The organism is Mesorhizobium sp. M0166, assembly GCF_040322255.1.
Lineage (GTDB): Bacteria > Pseudomonadota > Alphaproteobacteria > Rhizobiales > Rhizobiaceae > Mesorhizobium.
In genome coordinates this window covers 36,991-58,273 of sequence record NZ_JAMYTD010000033.1, presented here as the reverse complement: position 1 = coordinate 58,273, position 21,283 = coordinate 36,991, and the positions used below count along the sequence as shown (strand labels likewise).

The 21,283-nt window shown below is 61.6% G+C and carries 20 protein-coding genes and 2 pseudogenes; 16 read left to right on the top strand and 6 right to left on the bottom strand.

Features of this window, described 5'->3' with window-relative positions; all coding sequences use genetic code 11:
- The first annotated feature begins 60 nt into the window (after window positions 1-60).
- The gene (locus NKJ46_RS26625) at window positions 61-234 is read left to right on the top strand and encodes a DUF2905 domain-containing protein (RefSeq protein WP_352668821.1); all 174 of its coding nucleotides are present in this window, start codon (window positions 61-63) and stop codon (window positions 232-234) included.
- 384 nt (window positions 235-618) lie between these two features.
- Window positions 619-744 carry a hypothetical protein gene (locus NKJ46_RS26620; protein ID WP_352668819.1) on the top strand — a complete coding sequence of 42 codons (126 nt, stop codon included), beginning with the start codon at window positions 619-621 and terminating at the stop codon, window positions 742-744.
- Between the two features lie 203 nt (window positions 745-947).
- Here the strand turns inward: NKJ46_RS26620 and NKJ46_RS34855 are convergent, their stop codons facing one another.
- The gene (locus NKJ46_RS34855; RefSeq protein WP_502903459.1) at window positions 948-1,346 is read right to left on the bottom strand and encodes a DUF3072 domain-containing protein; all 399 of its coding nucleotides are present in this window, start codon (window positions 1,344-1,346) and stop codon (window positions 948-950) included.
- A 12-nt stretch (window positions 1,347-1,358) separates the two neighbouring features.
- Between NKJ46_RS34855 and NKJ46_RS26610 the strand changes: the two genes are divergently transcribed.
- A complete protein-coding gene (locus NKJ46_RS26610; protein ID WP_352668816.1) occupies window positions 1,359-1,730 on the top strand; it encodes a GSU2403 family nucleotidyltransferase fold protein in 372 nt (123 codons plus the stop codon).
- A gap of 397 nt (window positions 1,731-2,127) precedes the next feature.
- On the opposite strand, the gene NKJ46_RS26605 is transcribed toward NKJ46_RS26610, so the two are convergent.
- Window positions 2,128-2,385 carry a type II toxin-antitoxin system VapB family antitoxin gene (locus NKJ46_RS26605; protein WP_352668815.1) on the bottom strand — a complete coding sequence of 86 codons (258 nt, stop codon included), beginning with the start codon at window positions 2,383-2,385 and terminating at the stop codon, window positions 2,128-2,130.
- Between the two features lie 543 nt (window positions 2,386-2,928).
- Here NKJ46_RS26605 and trbB point away from each other — a divergent pair.
- From trbB to NKJ46_RS26545, 12 genes are all read left to right on the top strand, one after another.
- Entirely contained in the window at window positions 2,929-3,945 is a 1,017-nt protein-coding gene (gene trbB / locus NKJ46_RS26600) for a P-type conjugative transfer ATPase TrbB (protein ID WP_352668813.1), read from the top strand.
- 74 nt (window positions 3,946-4,019) lie between these two features.
- Window positions 4,020-4,283, top strand: a complete 264-nt coding sequence (locus NKJ46_RS26595; RefSeq protein WP_352492921.1) for a TrbC/VirB2 family type IV secretion system protein — start codon at window positions 4,020-4,022, stop codon at window positions 4,281-4,283.
- The gene (locus NKJ46_RS26590) at window positions 4,283-4,546 is read left to right on the top strand and encodes a VirB3 family type IV secretion system protein (protein WP_352668811.1); all 264 of its coding nucleotides are present in this window, start codon (window positions 4,283-4,285) and stop codon (window positions 4,544-4,546) included. Before NKJ46_RS26595 ends, NKJ46_RS26590 begins: the two co-directional genes overlap by 1 nt.
- 10 nt (window positions 4,547-4,556) lie before the next feature.
- Window positions 4,557-7,064: a conjugal transfer protein TrbE gene (gene trbE, locus NKJ46_RS26585; protein ID WP_352668809.1), complete on the top strand. Its 2,508-nt coding sequence runs from the start codon at window positions 4,557-4,559 to the stop codon at window positions 7,062-7,064.
- Window positions 7,061-7,810 (top strand): P-type conjugative transfer protein TrbJ, encoded by a 750-nt coding sequence (gene trbJ / locus NKJ46_RS26580; RefSeq protein WP_352668806.1) that lies wholly within the window; start codon window positions 7,061-7,063, stop codon window positions 7,808-7,810. The genes trbE and trbJ overlap by 4 nt, the downstream gene beginning before the upstream one ends.
- Window positions 7,811-7,821: 11 nt before the next feature.
- Window positions 7,822-8,190, top strand: coding sequence for a putative entry exclusion protein TrbK-alt (gene trbK-alt, locus NKJ46_RS26575; protein WP_352668804.1), 369 nt, complete (start codon window positions 7,822-7,824; stop codon window positions 8,188-8,190).
- Window positions 8,187-9,557 (top strand): P-type conjugative transfer protein TrbL, encoded by a 1,371-nt coding sequence (gene trbL / locus NKJ46_RS26570; RefSeq protein WP_352668802.1) that lies wholly within the window; start codon window positions 8,187-8,189, stop codon window positions 9,555-9,557. The genes trbK-alt and trbL overlap by 4 nt, the downstream gene beginning before the upstream one ends.
- Window positions 9,554-10,240 (top strand): conjugal transfer protein TrbF, encoded by a 687-nt coding sequence (gene trbF, locus NKJ46_RS26565; RefSeq protein ID WP_352668800.1) that lies wholly within the window; start codon window positions 9,554-9,556, stop codon window positions 10,238-10,240. Before trbL ends, trbF begins: the two co-directional genes overlap by 4 nt.
- A complete protein-coding gene (trbG, locus tag NKJ46_RS26560) occupies window positions 10,237-11,301 on the top strand; it encodes a P-type conjugative transfer protein TrbG (protein WP_352668797.1) in 1,065 nt (354 codons plus the stop codon). Before trbF ends, trbG begins: the two co-directional genes overlap by 4 nt.
- Window positions 11,298-12,509 carry a TraB/TrbI/VirB10 family type IV secretion system protein gene (locus NKJ46_RS26555; protein ID WP_352668795.1) on the top strand — a complete coding sequence of 404 codons (1,212 nt, stop codon included), beginning with the start codon at window positions 11,298-11,300 and terminating at the stop codon, window positions 12,507-12,509. The genes trbG and NKJ46_RS26555 overlap by 4 nt, the downstream gene beginning before the upstream one ends.
- Window positions 12,506-12,733, top strand: coding sequence for a DUF2274 domain-containing protein (locus NKJ46_RS26550; protein WP_352668793.1), 228 nt, complete (start codon window positions 12,506-12,508; stop codon window positions 12,731-12,733). Before NKJ46_RS26555 ends, NKJ46_RS26550 begins: the two co-directional genes overlap by 4 nt.
- A gap of 397 nt (window positions 12,734-13,130) precedes the next feature.
- Window positions 13,131-13,649, top strand: a complete 519-nt coding sequence (locus NKJ46_RS26545; protein ID WP_352668791.1) for an SMC-Scp complex subunit ScpB — start codon at window positions 13,131-13,133, stop codon at window positions 13,647-13,649.
- A 228-nt stretch (window positions 13,650-13,877) separates the two neighbouring features.
- Here the strand turns inward: NKJ46_RS26545 and NKJ46_RS26540 are convergent, their stop codons facing one another.
- Entirely contained in the window at window positions 13,878-14,402 is a 525-nt protein-coding gene (locus NKJ46_RS26540) for an RES family NAD+ phosphorylase (RefSeq protein WP_352668789.1), read from the bottom strand.
- On the bottom strand, window positions 14,399-14,785 hold the full coding sequence (locus tag NKJ46_RS26535) for a hypothetical protein (RefSeq protein WP_352668787.1): 387 nt from the start codon (window positions 14,783-14,785) through the stop codon (window positions 14,399-14,401). The genes NKJ46_RS26540 and NKJ46_RS26535 overlap by 4 nt, the downstream gene beginning before the upstream one ends.
- A gap of 701 nt (window positions 14,786-15,486) precedes the next feature.
- Between NKJ46_RS26535 and NKJ46_RS26530 the strand changes: the two are divergent.
- Window positions 15,487-18,875 (top strand): annotated as a pseudogene (locus NKJ46_RS26530) (acyl-[ACP]--phospholipid O-acyltransferase).
- Window positions 18,876-19,624: 749 nt separating this feature from the next.
- On the opposite strand, the gene NKJ46_RS26525 reads toward NKJ46_RS26530, so the two are convergent.
- Window positions 19,625-20,542 carry a hypothetical protein gene (locus tag NKJ46_RS26525; RefSeq protein ID WP_352668785.1) on the bottom strand — a complete coding sequence of 306 codons (918 nt, stop codon included), beginning with the start codon at window positions 20,540-20,542 and terminating at the stop codon, window positions 19,625-19,627.
- Window positions 20,543-20,781: 239 nt separating this feature from the next.
- Window positions 20,782-20,991, bottom strand: a pseudogene (locus tag NKJ46_RS26520) (hypothetical protein); the annotation flags it as partial.
- Window positions 20,992-21,283 lie beyond the last annotated feature (292 nt).

Genomic DNA, 21,283 nt, shown 5'->3' with positions numbered 1-21,283 from the left:
GCGTGCAATAGGTTGCCCTTATTCAACTCCTCTGGATCCAAGAACTGCGATCCATGAGAAATGTTTCACCGGCTCGATAAAAAGAATGGCGCTCCCGCCTCACATATGCCGCGACCGTTGACCAGGATCGGCGACAAGCTCCAACGTGAGAACTTCACGTTTTATGCTCCGATCGGCACCGGGATTCTGATCAGCATCGTTCTCCGGTTTGTTCTGTGGCTACTCGACCGATAGCGAGGACGAAGCCCGCGCCGCCGGAGGATAGGAGCGACGCGGGCCGATCGGAGATATCCGATCTGGCAGCAAAAATATGAGGGAAAGAGTTTGCTGCGTGGGCAGAACTTTCTTTGCGCGCCGGTGTTCCATCGCCTGAGGAAAAAGCCCGCCGCACAGTTTGATGCGGCGGGGTCGATCAAGCGCTGTTGCACCGGGCGGGGGCTCGGGGTCGGGCATGCCCAGTGCGCGCGGATCACGCGAATTTTAGATGCATCAGCTGCAATGCGTCCACCAACCGCCGGTTGGAGGTTCATTCCGAGAGCTTTCTCACAGTGCGTTTACCGGGAACCCAGGCTTGGCACGGCACGTTGCTCAGTCGCCACCTTCGCAAAGGATGCATGCATGGCGAAAGACATATCTCGCGAGGAAGAGCAACGCGGCACCGAAAAAGTTCTCTTCTGGGGCGCTGCAATCGCCCTTGTCCTTTTTGTGTCTCTGCTGACCGTCGCGCTGATCGGGACGTCCTGATCTGTTTCGACAGCAGGATTAGACTGGCGGGCGAGGTCTTGGTGAGCTTAGGCGGATGCCGGGCTGCTGCACCCTAAAAGCCGCTCCCATCCGGCGTTCGTGGTCTCGATCGCTGAATTCAGAAAATTAATTGCGCGGGTCACAACTGCAGCAAAACTCTCCCAATTCGACCCTCGCTGGATACGAAACGCCACGAGCGGACGCTACAGGCCTAACTTCTCCCGGAGTGCATCAATGCGTTTAGAAGCTTCCGCCTTGCTGAGGCCGTCAGCATAGGCGTCAGGGTCGTCGGCCTGTTCGGCCAGAGTTTTCAAATACGAGGCTTGTGCGGGAGTCATTGGGTCATCTCCGCTGATCCAATCTTCCGGGTCCTTTTCGACATTTGCCGGAGTCTCGATTTTTGGGTTGTGCCGGTCGCCCATGCTCAATCTCCCTTGATGATTACCACAATGAGAAATGATCATGATTTGTTCCGCCACATTGGTGGGCCTTCTCAGACCGTTTGCACCGATTGGTCTGCGGATCGAATACCAGAGAAGGCCGCGTTCGAGCGGCGCTTTTGCTTCAATTGCGCTGAGGTAGACAAGCTGCTTCGTCGTCATATTGTTTAATTAATGCAGCTACTTCAACAGTCACAATGGAACGAAGATGGAGCGCTCATCAACCTTTTGCGCAAGGTCGATCGATCTTTCGAGCGTTCGTCCGCCACGTTCCCCGCGGTGAACCGCGACGGATACCTCGTCGATCCGATCAGACCGCACGCAAACCCGGCGTGGAAGCCGAGCCGGGAAAGTATCGGGAAGGCAAACGACGAATTGGTTGCCGCCGAGATCGCCGACTTGGCATGGTTGGAAAATGCCCCTGCTTTCGAAGCAATCGCCATCGATGAAAAAGGCGGACCGTTACGGCTCGTGGTTCCCGATCCGCGTATTTTTGCCGTTCACCAATTCTGGGTCTCAAAACGAGCTGATCGCGAGCCAATCTAGCGCCGTCGCGACCTAGCCCAAGCGCAAGTGGTTGCCCGACTGACGACGCAGTATCTCGAGCATCTCGCCTACGAAGCAAGCGAGCTTCGGGTCCTACCAAGGGCCGTTTTCGACGAGGCCCATCATTTGTTCGCGCAACCAGCGTCGCGGCGGTGAATGTCCGAGCTACATGTTGGCCCGGCTGGATTGGCCCTCAACCTCCAACCGATCGAAGAGGCGGCCCAGCAGCGCCAGACCGGAGGGACGAGAGACGCCAGCTTGTTCTTCTTTGGGACCAATTGGCGTGACACCCGTTGATGCAGGCCTAGCTGCCAGAATCGAAACTAATTGAACGCTGTTACAGGGCCCAAGCTGGAGCTCCGAAGGATCGCTACAACAGCTGAGGTATCGATCACCATCAGTTGGGGATTCCATGCTCGTCATACCCGATGATCTCCTCGTCGCTGCGACTATCCAGTTCAGGCAATCGTGCCACTCTTTCTCGGATGGCGCGCAATTCTGCCAGCAGACGCTCCTGAGCGGTCCCTCCAAAGCCCAAGCGATGCAGGCGCTCGCTAAGGGCCTGATGGATGGCTGCTGTCTTGCTGATACCCTGGCGGCGCGCGAGTTCATCAGCGAGAGCCACCGTAGCCGGATTTTCGATGTTCAGGGACATGAGAAACTCCAAAAATCTTCCTTTCTGGCAATTTCCACCATAGTTCTCTAGGCTCTTCAACATACCTGCAAGCCTCGCCTACCCATGCGCCGGATTGACCACGACAATCGCCAGGCAGGCGCCTGCCAAGGTGGCGACCGCCAGTCTCTCGAAGCTGCCTGTCGACTCCAATCGGACAACGGGCGATGAAAGGGCTGCCACCCGCCAAACCTCCACCCCGGCGTGGTCATTCTCCACCGAGAACGTCTCACCGGACGGCAAAACATGCACGCCGAGCCGATCCTTGGAAACCTCGATGCCAAAATGATTTCCTAAGCGGGTTCCGCTTGCGGACTAGATATAGCCGGCTGTTCTGCTGGAGCGGCGATGGCCAGTCGGGCACCGGGTTGCTGAGCTATCGCGGTCGCGGCACCGCATTTCGCAAGTCTCTGCACGTCACGCCACGATCGCCGTTTTTGCTTGTTGCAAGGCCGGCGTTCCTGCCTTTTCTAATGATCCCCGACCGCGCCACGAACCAGTTCGTGGTGAGAAACGGGGACCGGCATGGCGACCAACCATCATACCAACAAGGGAGCGGCATCGCGCGGCGCCCGCATGCTGCGCACCGCCCTCGGCCCGGCCATCGCACGCTTCCTTGATGATCCAGCCATTGTCGAGGTGATGCTCAATCCCGACGGTCGCCTGTGGGTTGATCGTCTCAGGGAAGGGCTCGTTGCAAGCAATGAAATACTGATCGCGGCCGACGGCGAACGGATCGTCAGGCTGGTCGCGCACCATGTCGGTGCCGAGGTGCATTCGGGCTCGCCGCGTGTTTCGGCTGAACTGCCCGGGACCGGCGAACGGTTCGAGGGCCTGTTGCCGCCTGTTGTCACGGCGCCAACCTTCGCCATCCGCAAGCCGGCAGTCGCGGTGTTTACGCTTCAGGACTATGTCGCTGCCGGCATCATGACCGAAGGCCAGGCTGACTTCCTGCAGCTTGCCGTGGAGACACGGAAGAACGTGCTGGTGGCCGGCGGCACATCGACGGGCAAGACCACGCTGGTCAACGCGCTTTTGGCGGAGGTGGCTAAAACCGCCGAGCGCGTCGTGCTGATCGAGGATACGCGTGAGCTGCAGTGTGCTGCGCCCAATCTTGTAGCGCTGCGCACCAAGGACGGTGTCGCCTCGCTGTCCGATCTAGTGAAGTCATCATTGCGGCTTCGGCCCGACCGCATCCCGATCGGCGAGGTACGGGGCGCCGAAGCGCTCGATTTGCTGAAGGCCTGGGGCACCGGCCATCCCGGTGGCATCGGCACCATCCACGCCAATTCTGCCCTAGGCGCACTGCGGCGACTGGAGCAGCTGGTGCAGGAGGCCGTCGTTACGGTTCCGCGCGCACTTATTGGCGAAACCATAGATCTCATCGCAGTTCTCGCTGGCCGCGGCTCAGCGCGCCGGCTCGTCGAGATCGCCCTGGTCGACGGGCTCGATCCGACCACCGGCGACTACCGCACCCTGGAAGCAAATCTCGAGACCACACTGACCGTGAATCACTACCCGCCCTTTGGAGCTTCAGAATGACCCCGATCCGCTTCAATTCATTGGCTATCCGCAAACTTGCCGTCGAGCTTTCGTATGCGGCGACCGCCGCGATCATGACGATTGCGCCCGCCCATGCTGCCGGTTCCTCCATGCCCTGGGAGGAGCCCCTTCAGCAAATTCTCGAATCGATTGAGGGGCCAGTTGCCAAGATTGTGGCGGTAATCATCATCATCATCACCGGCTTGTCGCTCGCCTTCGGTGACACGTCAGGCGGATTTCGCCGGCTGATCCAGATCGTCTTCGGGCTGTCGATCGCTTTCGCGGCAAGTTCGTTCTTCCTGTCGTTTTTCTCCTTCGGCGGCGGAGCGCTGATCTGATGGAGGAGGAGGTTCGTGGTTTTTTCGCGCCGGTTCATCGCGCACTCACCGAACCGATCCTGCTCGGCGGCGCGCCGCGTGCAGTCGCGATTGCCAACGGCACGCTCGCCGGCGCGGTCGGATTGGGACTTCGTTTGTGGGTCGCCGGGCTTGTCATCTGGGGGGTCGGGCATCTCATGGCCGTCTGGGCGGCGAAGCGCGATGCGCAATTCGTCGATGTGGTTCGCCGGCACCTGCGCTACCCCGCGCATTTCGGATGTTGAGGTTTTCGCCATGATGAACCTCGCGGAATACCGAAAGAAGAGTGCCAGCCTCCCCGACCATCTGCCTTGGGCCGCCCTGGTGGCGCCGGGCGTGGTGCTTAACAAGGACGGCAGTTTTCAAAGAACGGCGCGTTTTCGCGGGCCGGATCTGGACTCCGCGACGCCGGCGGAGCTCGTCGGCACAACCGCGCGGCTCAACGGCGCGCTGCGCCGGCTCGGCTCCGGCTGGGCAATTTTTGTCGAAGCGCAGCGCAATCCCGCCAGCGGCTACCCGGAGAGCCGGTTCCCGGATTGCGCATCCGCACTTTTCGACATCGAGCGTCGCGAACAGTTCGAAGACTCCGGTGTGCTGTTTGAAAGCAGCTACTTCCTCACCTTCGTGTGGCTGCCTCCGGCCGAGGAAGCGTCGCGAATGGAGAGCTGGCTCTACGAAGGCCGGGAAAAGACCGGTGTCGATCCGTGGGAGCTCCTGAAAAGTTTTGTCGATCGCACCGACCGCGTGCTCAACCTCCTCGAGGGCTTCGTTCCCGAAGCTGACTGGCTCGACGATGAAGAGACGCTGAGTTACCTGCACTCAACCATTTCGACCAAGCGGCATCGCGTTCGTGTGCCAGAAACGCCGATGCATCTCGATAGCCTGCTTGTCAATCAGCCGTTGGCCGGCGGGTTAGAGCCGAGGCTTGCCGATGCGCATTTGCGCACACTCACCATCACCGGGTTCCCGACGATGACCTTCCCGGGGATTCTCGACGACCTTAATCGCCTTGCCTTCCCCTACCGCTGGTCGACGCGGGCGATCATGCTCGACAAGACCGACGCGACCAAGTTGGTGACGAAGATACGCCGTCAGTGGTTCGCGAAACGGAAATCCGTCGCCGCGATCCTCAAGGAGGTGATGACCAACGAGGCGTCCGTCCTCGTCGATACGGATGCCGCCAACAAGGCGGCCGACGCCGACGCGGCGCTCCAGGATCTGGGCTCAGATCAGATCGGCGAAGCCTATGTCACCGCCACCGTGACTGTCTGGGATGCCGACCCCTCGATTGCCGACGAAAAGCTGCGTCAGGTTGAAAAGATCGTTCAGGGCAGGGACTTCACCTGCATCGCCGAAGGCGTCAACGCTGTCGAAGCTTGGCTGGGCGGCATCCCTGGCCACGTCTATGCCAATATTCGCCAGCCCCCGCTTTCGACGCTCAACCTCGCGCACATGATTCCACTGTCCGCGGTCTGGGCAGGTCCGATCGAGGACGACCATTTTGGCGCTCCGCCGCTGTTCTTCGCCAGAACGGAAGGTGCCACGCCGTTCCGGTTCAGCCTGCATGTTGGAGACGTCGGCCACACCCTCGTGGTCGGCCCAACGGGCGCCGGCAAGTCGGTCCTGTTGGCGATGATCGCGCTTCAGTTCCGGCGTTACAAAAACAACCAGGTCTTTGCCTTCGATTTCGGTGGCTCAATCCGCGCGGCCATGCTCGCCATGAATGGTGACTGGCACAATCTCGGAAGCAATACCGCAAGCGGGCAGGGGTCTGACGATCCATTGCCCTTGCTCACTTTGACCGATCTGTCGAACGACGTTGACACCGTGTCGCTACAGCCGCTTGCCCGCATCCATCATACGCCAGAGCGGGCCTGGGCGGCCGACTGGCTTGTCGACATTCTGCTGCGCGAGGGCGTGACCATCACGCCGCAGGTCAAGGAACATCTGTGGTCGGCACTCACATCGCTGGCTTCTGCGCCAGTCCAGGAGAGGACGCTGACTGGCCTGTCCGTGCTGCTGCAGTCCTCGCCGCTGAAACAGGCGCTTGGTCCCTACTGTATCGGTGGTGCCTATGGCCGGCTGCTTGATGCCGAGCATGAGCGTCTCGGCGAGGCCTCCGTCCAGGCGTTCGAAACCGAGGGCCTGATCGGCACCGGTGCTGCTGCCGCGGCGCTTGCCTATCTGTTCCACCGCATCGAGCAGAGGATGGACGGCCGGCCAACACTGCTGCTCATCGACGAGGGCTGGCTGGCGCTCGACGATGGCGGTTTCGCCGACCAGCTGCGCGAATGGCTGAAGACGCTGAGAAAGAAGAACGCCAGCGTGGTCTTCGCCACGCAGTCGCTTTCCGACATCGACGGATCGCCAATCGCGCCGGCAATAGTCGAAAGCTGCCCGACGCGGCTGTTCTTGCCAAACGAACGCGCCATCGAGCCGCAGATCACCGAGATCTATCGACGCTTTGGGCTCAACGATCGCCAGATCGAGATCATCGCCCGAGCGATACCGAAGCGCGACTATTTCTGTCAAAGCCGCCGCGGCAATCGCCTGTTCGAACTGGGTCTCGGTCCGGTCGCGCTGGCGCTCTGCGCCACATCGTCCAAATCGGACCAGGCCGCGATCGATCGGATAATCGCCGAGGCCGGCCGAGACCATTTCCTCGAGGCCTGGCTAGCGGATCGCGGCCTCTCCTGGGCGGCCGACCTCATCCCAAGTCTCACCAACATGATCGAGCAGTCCACCGAGGAGATTTCGTCATGAATTCCATTCTTGCACGCAGCCGTATTGGTCGCATGGCGGCAGCCGGCGCCATCGCGGTCGCCACGGCTCTGTCATCGGTACCAGCATCGGCGCTGATCGTGTTCGATCCCAGGAACTACGCCGAGAACCTGCTTTCGGCATCGCGTGCCCTGGAGCAGATCCATAACCAGATCACCTCCCTGCAAAACGAAGCGCAGATGCTGATCAACCAGGCGAAGAATCTCACTTCCCTGCCGACCTCGCTGCTTGGCCAGATCGAGGGCAATTTTTCCCAGATGAAGAGCTTGCTCGGCGAGGCCGAGAAGCTGGCCTATAGCGTCCAGGATATCGAGAGCCAGTTTGCCTCCACTTACGCGAATTTCGGTTCGGATCTCTCCAGCAAGCAGCTCGTCGAGGGTGCGCATCAACGCTGGCAGACCTCGGTGTCTGCCTTTGAGCATTCACTGAAAACGGGCGCCGTCGCAGTCGACAACATCGCAGGGACACAGGAGCAGACGGGTGCTCTGGTCAGCGCCAGCCAGTCGGCTGTCGGCGTGCTGCAGGCGACGCAGGCCGGCAACCAGCTCCTCGCCGTCCAGGCCAAGCAAGTTGCCGATCTCACCGCGATGCTGGCGGCACAAGGAAGGGCCGAGGCCCTTGAGCAGGCGAGGAGGGCTGCCGCGCAGGAGCAGGCGCGGGAACAGTTCAGCCGTTTCATGACGGGCAGCAGCTACAGCGCCTCATCCGTAAAAATGTTCCACGACTGAGGCGAAGAGGCATGGATCTCAAGATCGCCGCCCGGATGACAGCCGTTCTCGCCCTTGGCGCCGCCATGACCGCCGCCTTCATCGCGCTGCGCGGCGACGGCTCGCAGGACGCGTCCTCCCCGCGTTCGGCACATCCGGGCGGCGAGCCGGCAAGCGTCGAACTTGCCCGATGCCGGGACATCGGCATGGCGGCGATTAGTGACGACGCCTGCAGGAAAGCCTGGGCTGAAGGCCGCCGACGCTTTCTGCGGCCATCTCGTCCCGTAGCGCCAAACGCGGCTCCGACGATCGAAAAGGACCCAGGTCGCCTGCCGCCGCTCCAACCGCCAACACCACCTCGCGCTCAAGACCGGCTCGATCCGGAAATGGTGGTGCCATGAACGACACCGGCGTGATCGATCGCTTCCTCGAGACTTTCACTCGCTACATCGATTCCGGGTTTGGCCTGCTCGGCGGCGAGGTGGCATTCCTGACCTCCACGCTGATCGTCATCGACATCACGTTCGCCGGCCTCTTCTGGGCCTGGGGTGCTGACGAGGACGTGCTGCATCGCCTGGTGAAGAAGACGCTCTATATCGGCTTCTTCGCCTTCATCATCGGCAACTTCAATCGTCTGGCCGGCATCGTCTTCGAGAGCTTTTCCGGGCTCGGCCTGAAGGCTGGAGGTTCGGCACTTTCAGGCTCGGCATTGCTGCAGCCGGGCCGCGTCGCGCAAGTCGGCATCGATGCCGGCAATCCGATCCTCGAGGCCGCCAGCCAGCTGATGGGCTACGTCTCGTTCTTCGAGAATTTCGTCCAGATCGTAGTACTGATGATCGCCTGGGCGATTGTACTGATCGCGTTCTTTCTTCTGGCCGTCCAGATCTTCGTCACGCTGGTCGAATTCAAGCTGACGACGCTGGCCGGGTTTGTGCTGATCCCCTTTGCGCTGTTCAACCGGACCGCCTTCCTTGCCGAAAAAGTGCTTGGCAACATCGTTGCCTCCGGCGTGAAGATACTGGTCCTTGCCGTCATCGTCGGCATCGGCTCGGGCCTTTTCGGCGAGTTCACCCAAGGCTTCGGCGCCGAACAGCCCACAATCACGGATGCGCTGTCGCTTGTGCTCGGCGCTCTGTCGCTGATGGGGCTGTCGATCTTCGGTCCTGGCATTGCGACGGGGCTGGTTTCTGGTGCCCCGCAACTGGGCGCAGGTGCCGCTGTTGGCACGAGCCTCGTCGCTGGCGGCCTTGGCGTGGCTGGCGCTATGGGTGCTCGCGCCGGATTGAGCGACGCAGCAGGCGCACTCAATGCAGGTGCGCGTATGTCGGCAGCAGCCGCACGCGGCGGCGCGCATCTGGCCGGCAGCACTTCGGGCGCCTGGGAGCTTGGCGTAGCGACATCTGGACCAGACGGTGCAGGCTCGGTCGCCGGCGGCATGGCAGGTGTCGCCAGGGCTGGCGCCAGAGCTGCCGTTCGACCGGTGAGGCAGGCCATGTCGCGCGCTGCGTCGGCGCTGTCCGACAGCTATGAGACCGGCCGCTTTGCGGCTTGGACTGCGACGAGTGGAGAGCACTCGTCGGGCACCGCTTCCTCCGGTGACTGGCCGACCACCGAGGCCAGTACCGACTCTCCGCCCGCATGGGCAAAACGCATGAAACGTAGCCAGGCCATGAGCCATGGCGCCAGCATCGCCGCCCATTCGGTCCACTCGAGTGATGATGGCGGCGGCTCGATGAATGTTTCCCTCGATCAGGACGACCGCCGATGACCCCCTTTAGACGCCCTTTCGTTCGTTACGCAAAAACGCCTCAGCCAGAGACGCCATATCAGCGTGCAGCCCAGATTTGGGACGAGCGCATTGGCTCGGCTCGCGTCCAGGCGAAGAATTGGCGGCTGATGGCTTTCGGCTCGCTCGTCCTGGCCGGCGGTTTTGCATCTGCATTGGTCTGGCAATCGACGCGCGGTTCGGTGGTTCCCTGGGTGGTTCAGGTCGACAAGTTTGGCGAGGCGCAGCTTGTCGCCCCGGCTGTTGCCGACTATCGGCCGACCGACCCCCAGATCGCCTGGCATCTGGCCCGCTTCATCGAACAGGTCAGAAGCATTCCGGCCGACCCCGTTATCGTCCGTCAAAATTGGCTGCGCGCCTACGATTACACCACGGATCGTGGCGCCACTTCTCTCAATGATTACGCTCGCTTGAACGACCCTTTTGCCAAAGTGGGCAAACTCCAGATCGCGATCGAGGTTTCCAGCGTCATCCGTGCTTCGCCCGATTCCTTCCGCGTCGCCTGGATCGAGCGCCGCTACGAGAACGGCAACCTGGCCGGCACCGAGCGCTGGACCGCAATCCTCACGATCGTGATCCAACAACCCCGCAACGCCGACCGGCTGAAAGCCAATCCGCTCGGCGTCTATGTCAACGCCATCAGCTGGTCGAAGGAGCTTTCATGATGCGTGCGGCACGTACAAGAAGATCGGCGAGACCGGACACGCGCAATGCGCCCAAGGCACGTATATTTGCCCTGGCACTCCTGTCGGCAACGGCGCTCGCCGGCTGTGCATCGAAGAAATACATTCCGCCGCAGATCGCCTATGACGATGCGGTGCCGGCCGTGCGCAAGGTCGACCTGCCTGGTCCGGTGAAGGTGGTGGAAGTGCCGAAACCGCTTCCGCTGCCGGGTCAGTTGAAACCGGTCGACGCCGCGAAGGTAGAGCCGGAGCCGACCGATCCGAAGCAGCGGATCAGCCAGGCGAACGAGGCAGCTAGAATGCAGCCGGTTCGCGACGGGTTCGTCAATGCCATCCAGCTCTATCCCTGGAGTGAGGGCGCGCTCTACCAGATCTATGCCGCGCCCGGCCAGGTCACCGACATCGCCTTGCAGCCCGGCGAGCAGCTTGTCGGCTCCGGGCCTGTGGCCGCCGGCGACACGGTGCGCTGGATCATTGGCGACACACAAAGCGGGGCAGGGGAGCGCCAACAGGTCCATATTCTTGTGAAGCCGACACGGCCGGATCTCCAGACCAATCTCGTCATCAACAGCGATCGCCGCACCTATCATCTCGAGCTGCGCTCGACCGAAAAGACCTACATGGCCTCGGTCTCCTGGCAGTATCCGCAGGACCAGCTGATTGCGCTGCGGCGGCAGAACGCGCAGGCTTCCGCCGCACAGCCGGTTGCGTCCGGCGTCGACATCCAGAAGTTGAATTTCCGCTACCGCATCGAAGGCGACGCAGCACCCTGGCGACCGCTTCGCGCCTTCGACGACGGTGCAAAAGTCTATATCGAGTTCCCGTCAGGCATAGGGCAGGGCGAAATGCCGCCGCTCTTCGTCATCGGCCCATCGGGGGGCTCCGAACTGGTCAACTACCGTGCTCGCCAGAATTACTATGTCGTGGATCGGCTGTTTGCCGCCGCTGAACTGAGGCTCGGCGACAAAACAAGTGAAAAGCGCGTCCGCATCGTACGCACGGACGGCAAACAAACCTCGCCCAGCACGAGGCTTTTGCGATGAGCGACCCTGCAAACGCACCCAACCAGGACATTCGAGCGGAACTGCGCCTGCGGCCAGAACCGGCGAGCGTCACGCGACTGTCGCGCAAGGTGCTGATAGGCCTTGGTGGAGTTGCCAGCGCTGCGATCCTCGGCACGTTGATTTGGGCGCTCGACACCAGACAGCGTGGGACCGAACAGCCGCCCGAGCTCTTCACCACCGAAAACCGCTCAACGGCCGACGGGCTACAGAAGCTGCCGAAGGACTATGCCGGTGTTCCGCAACTCGGCCCCGCTCTGCCTGGCGATTTGGGCCGGCCGATCTTGCGTGCTCAGGAACGCGACCAGCCGGATGGGGCATCCAATGTCAGTGGACCGCGCACCGATCCGGAGGAGCAGCGCCGACTTGCCGAGATTGAGGCCGCACGCGTGGCGAAGCTTTTCACCGATACGAGCACGAGAGCTGATCCGGTACGACAGGGTGCTGGCAGCAGAGTCACGGAACCGGACACCCAATCTGGTCTGACTCTGCCTCCCCGGACGCCACCGATCGATCCTGGTGCCGCGCAAAACATGCAGGATGGCAAGCTCGCCTTCGTCAATGCCGAGCCAGACCGTCGCACTGTCAGCCCCGATCGGCTCGCCGAGAAGGCCTCGCCCTATGTGGTGCAAGCCGGCACCGTCATTCCGGCTGCCCTTATCACCGGCATCCGCTCCGACCTGCCTGGCGATATCACCGCTCAGGTTACGGAAAATGTCTACGACAGCCCGACAGGATCCCATCTCCTGATCCCGCAGGGTGCGAGGCTGATCGGCCAGTACGACAGCCACGTCGCCTTCGGCCAGTCGCGCGTGCTGCTGGTCTGGAACCGGCTGATCATGCCTGACGGCACTTCAATCGTTCTGGAGCGCCAGCAGGGCGCAGATGCTGAAGGATTTTCCGGGCTTGAAGACGAGGTTGACCATCATTGGGGCCAGATGTTCCGTGCCGCCGCACTCTCGACATTGCTGGGCATTGGGACATCGCTTGGGTCCAGCGACGATGAAAGCGAAATCGCCAAGGCCATCCGCGAAAGCGCGCAGGGTTCGGCCTCCGATATTGGCCAGCAGCTCGTGCGCAATCAGCTCAACGTCCAGCCGACGCTCACCGTGCGGCCCGGTTTCCCGGTTCGCGTCATCGTCAATCACGACCTGGTGCTGGCGCCGTACGGCGCGAAGGATCCATCATGACCAAGCTGAGACTTTCCTCCATTCCCGATGACCGTCCGGTCAAGATCACGGTCGAACTGCCTGCCGCCGTTCATCGCGACCTTGTCGCTTATGCCGATGTGCTTGGCCGTGAAAGCGGCCAGACAATCGCAGATCCGACAAAGCTGATCGCGCCGATGCTGGCACGCTTCATGGCAACGGACAGGGCATTTGGCCGAATGCGTTCTGACACGAAGTCAGCATAATGAAAGCCAGCGATCGGTCTGATGGTAGTCTGCACAGAGAGCCACCCCGCACCTTCTCCAATCACACGCGATCATCGTCTGCTCCCCGTCCGCATGGAGCGGGTCTATCGCGGGGTTGTGTGCCGCGGCTAGTCTAGTGGACGCAGATGAGCGAGACGTCTATGCCGGTCGCCGTCTGCGGGGGGCACACCTTCGCGATCTGGCGCGAATCGTGATCGCAGCGACAAACACAAGGCCGACACTTTTAAGCGGACGTTGAAGAGAGCCCCCCTTGAGCGGGCGGTTTTGCCGGGCCCTGGTTCAAGCGGCGGCGGAGGCGTGCCGCCTGGCCGCCGAGCTGTCCCACCGTGCGCGAGCTCACCGGCCGCGCCTCGTTCCGACTGTTTGGGCTCTAGCGATGGCCGAAGCCTCCGCCCGCCTCAAGGCAAGCGATCAGCCGGCATTGGTGGACATTGAACTGGAGCACCTGCCGGCCGATGTGCGCTGGCGCGAATGGACGCTCTGCGTCGAAGCGGTCGTTTTCGCCGCCAGCGAACACGTGACACGAAAGGTGCTGGCACGCGTCGTCGGCAAAAGCTGCGATCTCGACCTGGTCACCGACGAGATCCGCGCCGAGCTCGCCAAGCGCCGCTACGAACTGGTCGCAGTCGCCGGCCGGCAGCACCGCGCCAAGAAGGTCTTTGGAGATATCACCCACGCTGCCTTTGGCGGCACTGCGAGAGAGGGGTCAAAAGAACTGTCGCAGGCGGAGGCTCTTGTGCTGATGTGCATTGCCTATTTCCAGCCGACCACCCGGGGTGAGTTGTCGAGCTTTTTTCGGCAAGGAGGTGTCGCGCGACCTGATCGGCGTGTGCGCGCGCAGGACCTTATCGCCTCGGGATCGCGCGACCCGCAGCCAGGCGCGCCACAGACCTAGGTGACGACGAAGACTTTCCTGTCGCAGTTCGGGCTCGACACGCTGCGCCAGCTACCGGCTCTCGAGTACGCAGGGCTGCTGTCGAAGGAGAAGCTGCTGGCCGAGGATATACCGATCGGTCTTAGCCGGGGGAAGCGACGGCGAAGAGGGCGAGCCAACGACAGGCGTCGTTGAGGATGAGGCGCTCTGTACTGATCGAAAAACGGGTTGCTTACGACAGCTAGCAACTCAGGGCCACGATGACTGATCGTGCGGCAGCCGGTGATCGGGATCATGGACCGCGACCTTGTCGCCTTCGACCAGGTTGGCTGAAAAGATCACCAAGTTGGTGCCGCCGGCATGGCGCAGCGACGGAAACAGGATACCGCGAAGCCCGGTTGTAATGACCAGGTCCCCAAGCTTCCAGGATGAAGGTATCTTTCTGTCAATGCGAGCGATCTGGCGCCAGCCACAATCCCATTCCTTCCAGTCACTATCCCAGGCATTTGGATCGAACCCCTGCGAAAGATCGGCGACCTCGGAAAGCGTGATTTTGTAGGCGGCAAGAGTGGCCGGCGGGGTGATGCTGGCGCCCTGCTTGTATTCCTCCAACGCTGTCTGAGGGGCGAGGGATAAGTAAAGCGCTTCGACGCCTGGCCGGTTGAAACGACCGCCGTCGATCGCTGCGCCTGCACCGCTGGTGGGCAGGAAGGCCCATTTGGGTGTCAGATAGCGATGGAAGATCTCGTCCGGCCCGACGCGGGTGACCTTCACCCGCGCGCCCCGTTCTCGAGATCTCGGATAAAGGCCAGAACCGCCTCGACCTGGCCGTCCGCGACGAGTTCGGCAGCCGTGCGATGGCCATAGTCGGCAATCGGTTCATTGCGGTACCAAAAGATCGCCTTCTTGATGTCGCCGGTGAGTTCCGTTGCGGCCGAAATCACCTTCACCATCTCGCGCATCCGACCCTGCAGTCGCTCCGATGACGGGTTACGGAGCGTGTTGCGGTGGACGCCGGTTAATTGCGCCAGGTTGGCCACCTTGACGCCCAGCGCCTGCGACAGGCGCTTCGGCGAGATATAAGGCGTTCGCGGCTCCTGCAGACTGTCGACAAAACCTGAGACCACTTTCGATCGTGCGAGCTGTGCCTGGGTCATAACAAATCTCCGACCTCTCTCATACGCACAATATATGCACATTTCTAGGCATAGCAAGTGAACAGAGCTTGGCGCTGTTCCAGCGCACTGCTCGTCCTTCCCCATCCTCGTAGCGGATGCTAGCTAGCGGCAGCAATGCGCCCATCTCGGTCATTAAAGCAGCATTGCACTGCCCTAATGCCGAGCCCGCGCCGGAGGTCGCAGGTGCGCGTGGAGCGGTCGACCCGAACTATGCGCGAGACAGGCTTGATTGTATCTAACCTGAAACAGACCAAGGCCGGCCCAACCTAGACCTAAAACCAAAAGGCACCAAACCTCCAACAGCTACGCTCCCACGGGTTCAAGCGCCTGCACACATTGACCACGCCACTTTCGCAATGGCCGCTTGGATGACGACCGCATCAAATTCATGGGGCAAGGGCTCCCGCCAATGGGTTCGGCCGCGACCAGGCCTCCAAGATCCCTCGATCAGCATCACCAAACCCTGCGAGAGGCGGAAGAGGCAAGCCGGTTCATGAACCGGCCGGAAGTCGCCAAGACCCAAAGCCGCTGATCGATGCGAGCCGCAGTAACGAAGTGTAACCGGGTTCTCGCTACAAGAGCTCAATCCGCGCAAGGCCGCTGATCGAGGATCAACAGTCTACCCAATGGAAGTCGCCGCTATGGAAATCGCCACGAACGGCCATACAAACAGTCATCTGATGACGTCACGGCGGTTTGCGCCTCTCTTCTGGACGCAGTTCCTGTCCGCCTTCAACGACAATTTCCTCAAGAACACGCTGGTGTTCCTTATTCTGTTCACCCTGGCCGCGGACACGGCAGCATCACTGGTCACTCTGGCAGGTGCCGTCTTCATGGCTCCCTTCCTGCTCCTGTCTGCCCTTGGTGGCGAGATCGCCGACCGGTTCGACAAGGCGCTTATCGCCCGTCGGCTGAAATTCACCGAGATTGCCGCAGCTGCTGTCGCAGTCGTCGGGATCGCGCTGTCGTCTATTCCGGTGCTGATGGCGGCGTTGCTGATGTTCGGCATCATCTCGGCACTGTTCGGACCAATCAAGTACGGCATCCTGCCGGACCATCTCGAGCGCAAGGAATTGCCTCGCGCCAATGCCTGGATCGAATCGGCAACCTTCGCCGCCATCCTCGGCGGCACTATCGCCGGAGGCGTCGTTTCGGCCGATGGCATAGGTGTCTCGGTCTTCGGGCCGATGATGATGATCCTCGCCATCGGTTGCTGGTTTGTCAGCCGATACATTCCGTCAACCGGTTCTGCTGCACCCGAACTGGTTATAGACAGGAACATCTTTCGCTCGACGTGGCGACAGGTTAACGGCCTGCGTGCCGACAAGCGGATCTGGCGCGCCGGACTGATGACGTCGTGGTTCTGGCTGATCGGGGCCATCGTCCTTTCGATCCTGCCTACGTTGGTCAAGGATTCGCTCGGTGGCGGAGAAATCGCTGTCACCGCCTATCTAGCGGTGTTCGCCGTCTCAATCGCCATTGGCTCTGCCATAGCTGCATGGATGTCGCAGGGCCGCATCGTGCTCTTGCCAGCCCCGGTTGGCACGACGTTGATGGCACTATTCGGCTTGGACCTGGCCTGGACCATCTGGAGCATGCAGCCCTCGCCCAGGGCCGAAACGCTCGCAACATTCTTCGCGGGACCAAACACGGTCCATGTTGCGATCGACCTTGCCGGCATGGCTATTGCCAGCGCCTTTCTTGTCGTGCCGACCTTCGCCGCCGTGCAAGCCTGGGCGCCCGAAGCCAGCCGCGCTCGCGTGGTCGCCGCGGTGAGCATCGTGAATGCAGGCTTCATGACGGTGGGCGGCATATTCGTCGCCGCGATTCAAGCAGCGGGCGTCTCCACTGGAGGTATCCTTTTCGGTCTCGCCGCTCTCAACGTGGTCGCGGCCTGGCTGATGCTGAAATACCTGCCGACAAACGCCTTCCGCGATTTCGTTTCCATTCTGTTCCGAGCCTTCCATCGGCTGGAGGTGGAGGGGCTGGAGAACCTCAAGGCGGCCGGCCCGGCACCCATCCTGGCGCTCAACCATGTCAGTTTTCTCGACGGTCCGCTGGCTTTGACGCTGACCGATGAGGAGCCGGTGTTTGCCATAGACTACACTATCGCCCAGGCCTGGTGGATGAAGCCGTTCATGAAACTTGCGCGCGCCCTGCCGCTCAATCCGGCCAAGCCGATGTCGACCCGCACGCTTATCAAGGTCGTGCAAGGCGGCGATCCGCTGGTCATCTTCCCCGAGGGCCGGATCACCGTGACCGGCGGCCTGATGAAGGTCTATGACGGTGCCGCTATGGTGGCCGACAAGACCGGCTCGATGGTCGTGCCCGTGCGCATCGACGGGCTGGAGAAGAGCTATTTTTCGCGGCTGACCTCGCAGCATGTTCGCCGCCGGCTGTTCCCGAAGGTCAAGGTGACCATTCTGGAGCCCGTCAAACTTCGAGTAGCGCAGGATCTGAAGGGTCGGAACCGCCGTGCCGCGGCCCGGGCGCTGCCCTCTACCAGGTCATGTCGGATCTCGTCTTCCGCACCCAGGACATCGACAAGACCGTGCTGGAGAGGATCATCCAGACGGCGAACGAACGCGGCATGAAGCAGCTTGCCGTGCAGGACCCGGTCACCGGTTCGCTGAGCTACGGCAAGCTGCTGACAGCCGCCGCCATACTTGGCGAGAAATTCAAGAATCTGTTTGCCGGCCAGCAGACGCTCGGTATCATGCTACCCAACGCTAACGGCGCCTGCGCGACTCTGCTCGGCGTCATGTCGGCCGGCAAGGTTCCGGCGATGATGAACTTCACTGCCGGTGCAGCCAACATCGTCTCCGCTTGCAAAGCCGCCGAGGTGCGCACGGTGCTGACCTCGCGCGCCTTTGTCGAACAAGCGAAACTCGGCGCCGTGATCGAGGAACTCGGCCGATCGGTCGACATCGTTTGGCTCGATGATCTGCGGGCCACCATTGGTCTCAAGGACAAGCTGCTCGCCCTTTTGCGCAAAAGCGCACCCCGGGTCGCCCGCAAGTCCGAAGATCCAGCGGTGATCCTGTTCACCTCAGGTTCCGAAGGCACGCCGAAGGGCGTGGTGCTCACCCACCGCAACATCCTGGCCAATGCCGCGCAGGCGGCCTCGCGTATCGACTTCCATTCGGGCGACAAGGTCTTCAATGTGCTGCCGATCTTCCATTCCTTCGGCATGACGGCGGGCACAGTGCTGCCGCTGATCTCGGGCGTGCCGGTCTATTTCTACCCCTCGCCGTTGCACTACCGGATCGTGCCGGAGTTGGTTTACGCCTCGAACGCAACGATCATCTTCGGCACCGATACGTTTCTTGCCGGCTATGCCCGCACCGCACACCCTTACGACTTCCGCTCAGTGCGCTATTGCTTTGCCGGAGCGGAACCGGTCAAGCCTTCGACCCGCGCCACCTACATGGAAAAGTTTGGCCTGCGCATCCTCGAAGGCTATGGCGTGACCGAAACCGCGCCCGTGATCTCCATCAACACGCCGATGTACAACCGATCCGGCAGTGTCGGCAAAATCATGCCGGGTATGGAGTATCGCCTGGACCCGGTGCCTGGCGTCGAGGATGGCGGACGGCTGTTCGTGCGGGGGCCCAACGTCATGGCAGGCTATCTGCGCACCGAGAAGCCGGGCGTGCTCGAGCCGCTCGAAGACGGCTGGCATGACACCGGCGACGTCGTCGCCGTCGACGACGTCGGCTTCATCACTATTCGCGGCCGCGCCAAGCGCTTTGCCAAGATCGGTGGCGAGATGATCTCGCTGGCCGCCGTCGAGGCGCTGGCGGGTGAATTGTGGAAAGGCTCGCTCTCGGCGGTCGCCGCCCTGCCAGATGCGCGCAAGGGCGAAAAGCTGGTCCTCATTACCGAGGCGGCCAACGCTACGCGTGCCGAATTCCTGGCCTTCGCCAAGGCGAACGGCGCCATGGACCTGATGGTGCCGGCCGAGGTGCGCGTCGTTGCGAAAGTGCCTGTCCTGGGCTCAGGCAAGCTCGATTTCTCCGCTGTGACAAAAATGGTTAGCGGCGAAGACATGAAAACCCAGGCGGCTTGACAATAGCCGACCGAGGAAGTCGGCCCGTTTGCCCAATCACATGCAACGAAGGTCGTCTTGGCTCGAAGATAGGCCTTGGCCGAGGTCGGTTCTGAATTGAAGCCGGCTTATATCTATTACGAAGGGAACGGCAGTTTTGCGCCTGATTGGAGACCTTCATCTCCCATCCTTCGAATGGCAGCAAAGCGCCGCACAGCGGTCAGACGAGCCTGCACGCAAGGGCCGGCTATCTTGTCCAGTCATCTTGAAAGCTGACAGTCCGGTCCCGGCCCCATAGGTCGTTGAACGGTTCTGCAATTCGCGATCGACTGCGGTTCCTGGAAGCTTTTCGAAGTGCATCGCCCCACCAGCCGAACTGCGGGCTCAGGTGAAGAAGGTCGGGATGCACGAATATGATGTTGGGCAAGCTTGATCGACGCATTCGCGCATCGGAATTCAGATAGGGCGCCTTCGCCTGGTTGCCGGGGTGGCCACCGGCCCGCTTCGTCGCCCCGTACCGAGTTTCTTGTAGGAGGACTAACCTGTGCGGCGCGTGAAAGGCGTGGCGCAATGCGCCTTTCAAGGTTGGCGCTGGACCACCTCAACCTCGTCGGGGTCGCCTTCCAGCGTATCGCTGACCGGCTTTGGCTCACCGCCAATCGGCAGGCCGTCGAAGCCCGTACAACCATGCCTCGGAATGCTCGGCCCACTAGTCATCCGCCATCAAATCGACGGGCAGGCCTTACGATCGAACTTGCATAAGCCACCGATCAACGATTGGTCAGGAAAATCGCTTCCTCATCGTCGCGCTGCCTGCCGCCAAGTGCTGCAGCCGCGCTCGCAATGAAGGCCCCGACGACCAGCGACAGCGCGCCAATCAGTGAGAAGGTGGCGCCTGCCTTTCTGGCGGTGTCGGCCGCCTGCTGGGCCTTAACCTTGGCGTCCTGCGCTTTGGCGATTACTGCATCGACACGAGCGGTGGCATCGGCTTCGGACAGACCTGTGCGGGCGGCCACCAGCCGCGACAGATAGGTCTTGTCGTCGGCCGATATTTCGCCTGCTGCGGCACTCGCGATCAGAATGCGCGATGCCTGCGCCGTTGCCGCAGCGTCGCTCTCCGGACTGGCGGCAGCGAGCCTTGCCGGATCGGCCGGGCGGAACAGCGTATCGACGAAATACGACGTGGCGTTGTCAGTCGAGGCGCCACCGGCGTTTGCAGCAGCCCCCGCAGACGCCCCCATTGCCGCACCGGATGCGACAGTCGAAGCAGCCTGGACTCCGGTGCCGATCGCGGCCGAAAGCGCTGTGCCGAGCACGCCGGCGACGAGCAGCGTCGCCAGCGCCCAGGCCAGGAAGCCGTGAGCGGTATCGCGGAAGAAGACTTCATCGGTGTGGATGCCGACCCATTTTGTACGCAGGCGCCCGGCAAGGTAGCCGCCGAGAGCGGAAGATAGCCATTGCACGATGATGAGCCAAACGGCGGTGGAAACGGCGAAAGTGGTGACTGACGCACCCGAACCTGACCATGGCGACACCATGCTCAGCCCAAGCCCGGAGCCGAGCAGCATCAGAATGAAGGTAAGCGTCGACGCAGCAAAGGCGCCGGCGACGATTGGTCCCCAGCTGACGGCGGGGGAAGAGGATTCCGTCGGTGCGGAAACGTCGACAGTCGTTAGGGTGGACGGCATGGAAGCCCCCTACCTTGCAAACAGCATAATCAGAATAATGATCGGAATCGGGACTCCGAGAAGCCAGAGCAAAATGCCACGTCCCATGGATGCCTCCTGCGGCGATTGTGATTAACTACAATGCCTTGAAAGACTTTCCGTTCCGGGTGTTCCTCGGTCATCTTTGTTGCGATGCAGCAGCCGCCATGATGCGCCAGGATGCACTTCGTGCCTTCCGGTTAGGTATTCTGGATCGCGGCTCAGATATCCAGATTGGCAACCGACAGTGCGTTTTCCTGGATGAATTCGCTCCTTGGCTCGGCCTCGTCGCCCATCAGTCGCGAAAACAATGAGTCCGCATCGGTCGCGTCGTTGACCTTGATCTGTAAGAGCGAGCGGACATTCGAGTAGAGTATCGCTTCCCAGAGCTGCTCGGCGTCCATTTCACCAAGGCCCTTGTAGCGCTGCATGGGTCAGGCAGGGGGTGGCGACTCGGCTGCACATTCTGCGCCGGTGAAACAGCGCCGGAGGCAGACCATGGAATTCTCTTGGAATGGACGTGACTCGGTTTGCAGAATGACGGTTGTCCTCAAATGCGGCTAAAGTGACCGAACACAGATCGACGCCCCTTGCCCCGGCGGCTGGCAAGCGAGATAGGCAGTACTGGATCGCCCAACTATCTAGCGGCTAGCCCAACCTCCACCAGCCGGCGGAACGCCTCCGATCTACTGGGAAGATCGGGCTGCTTTCGACGCCATTCGT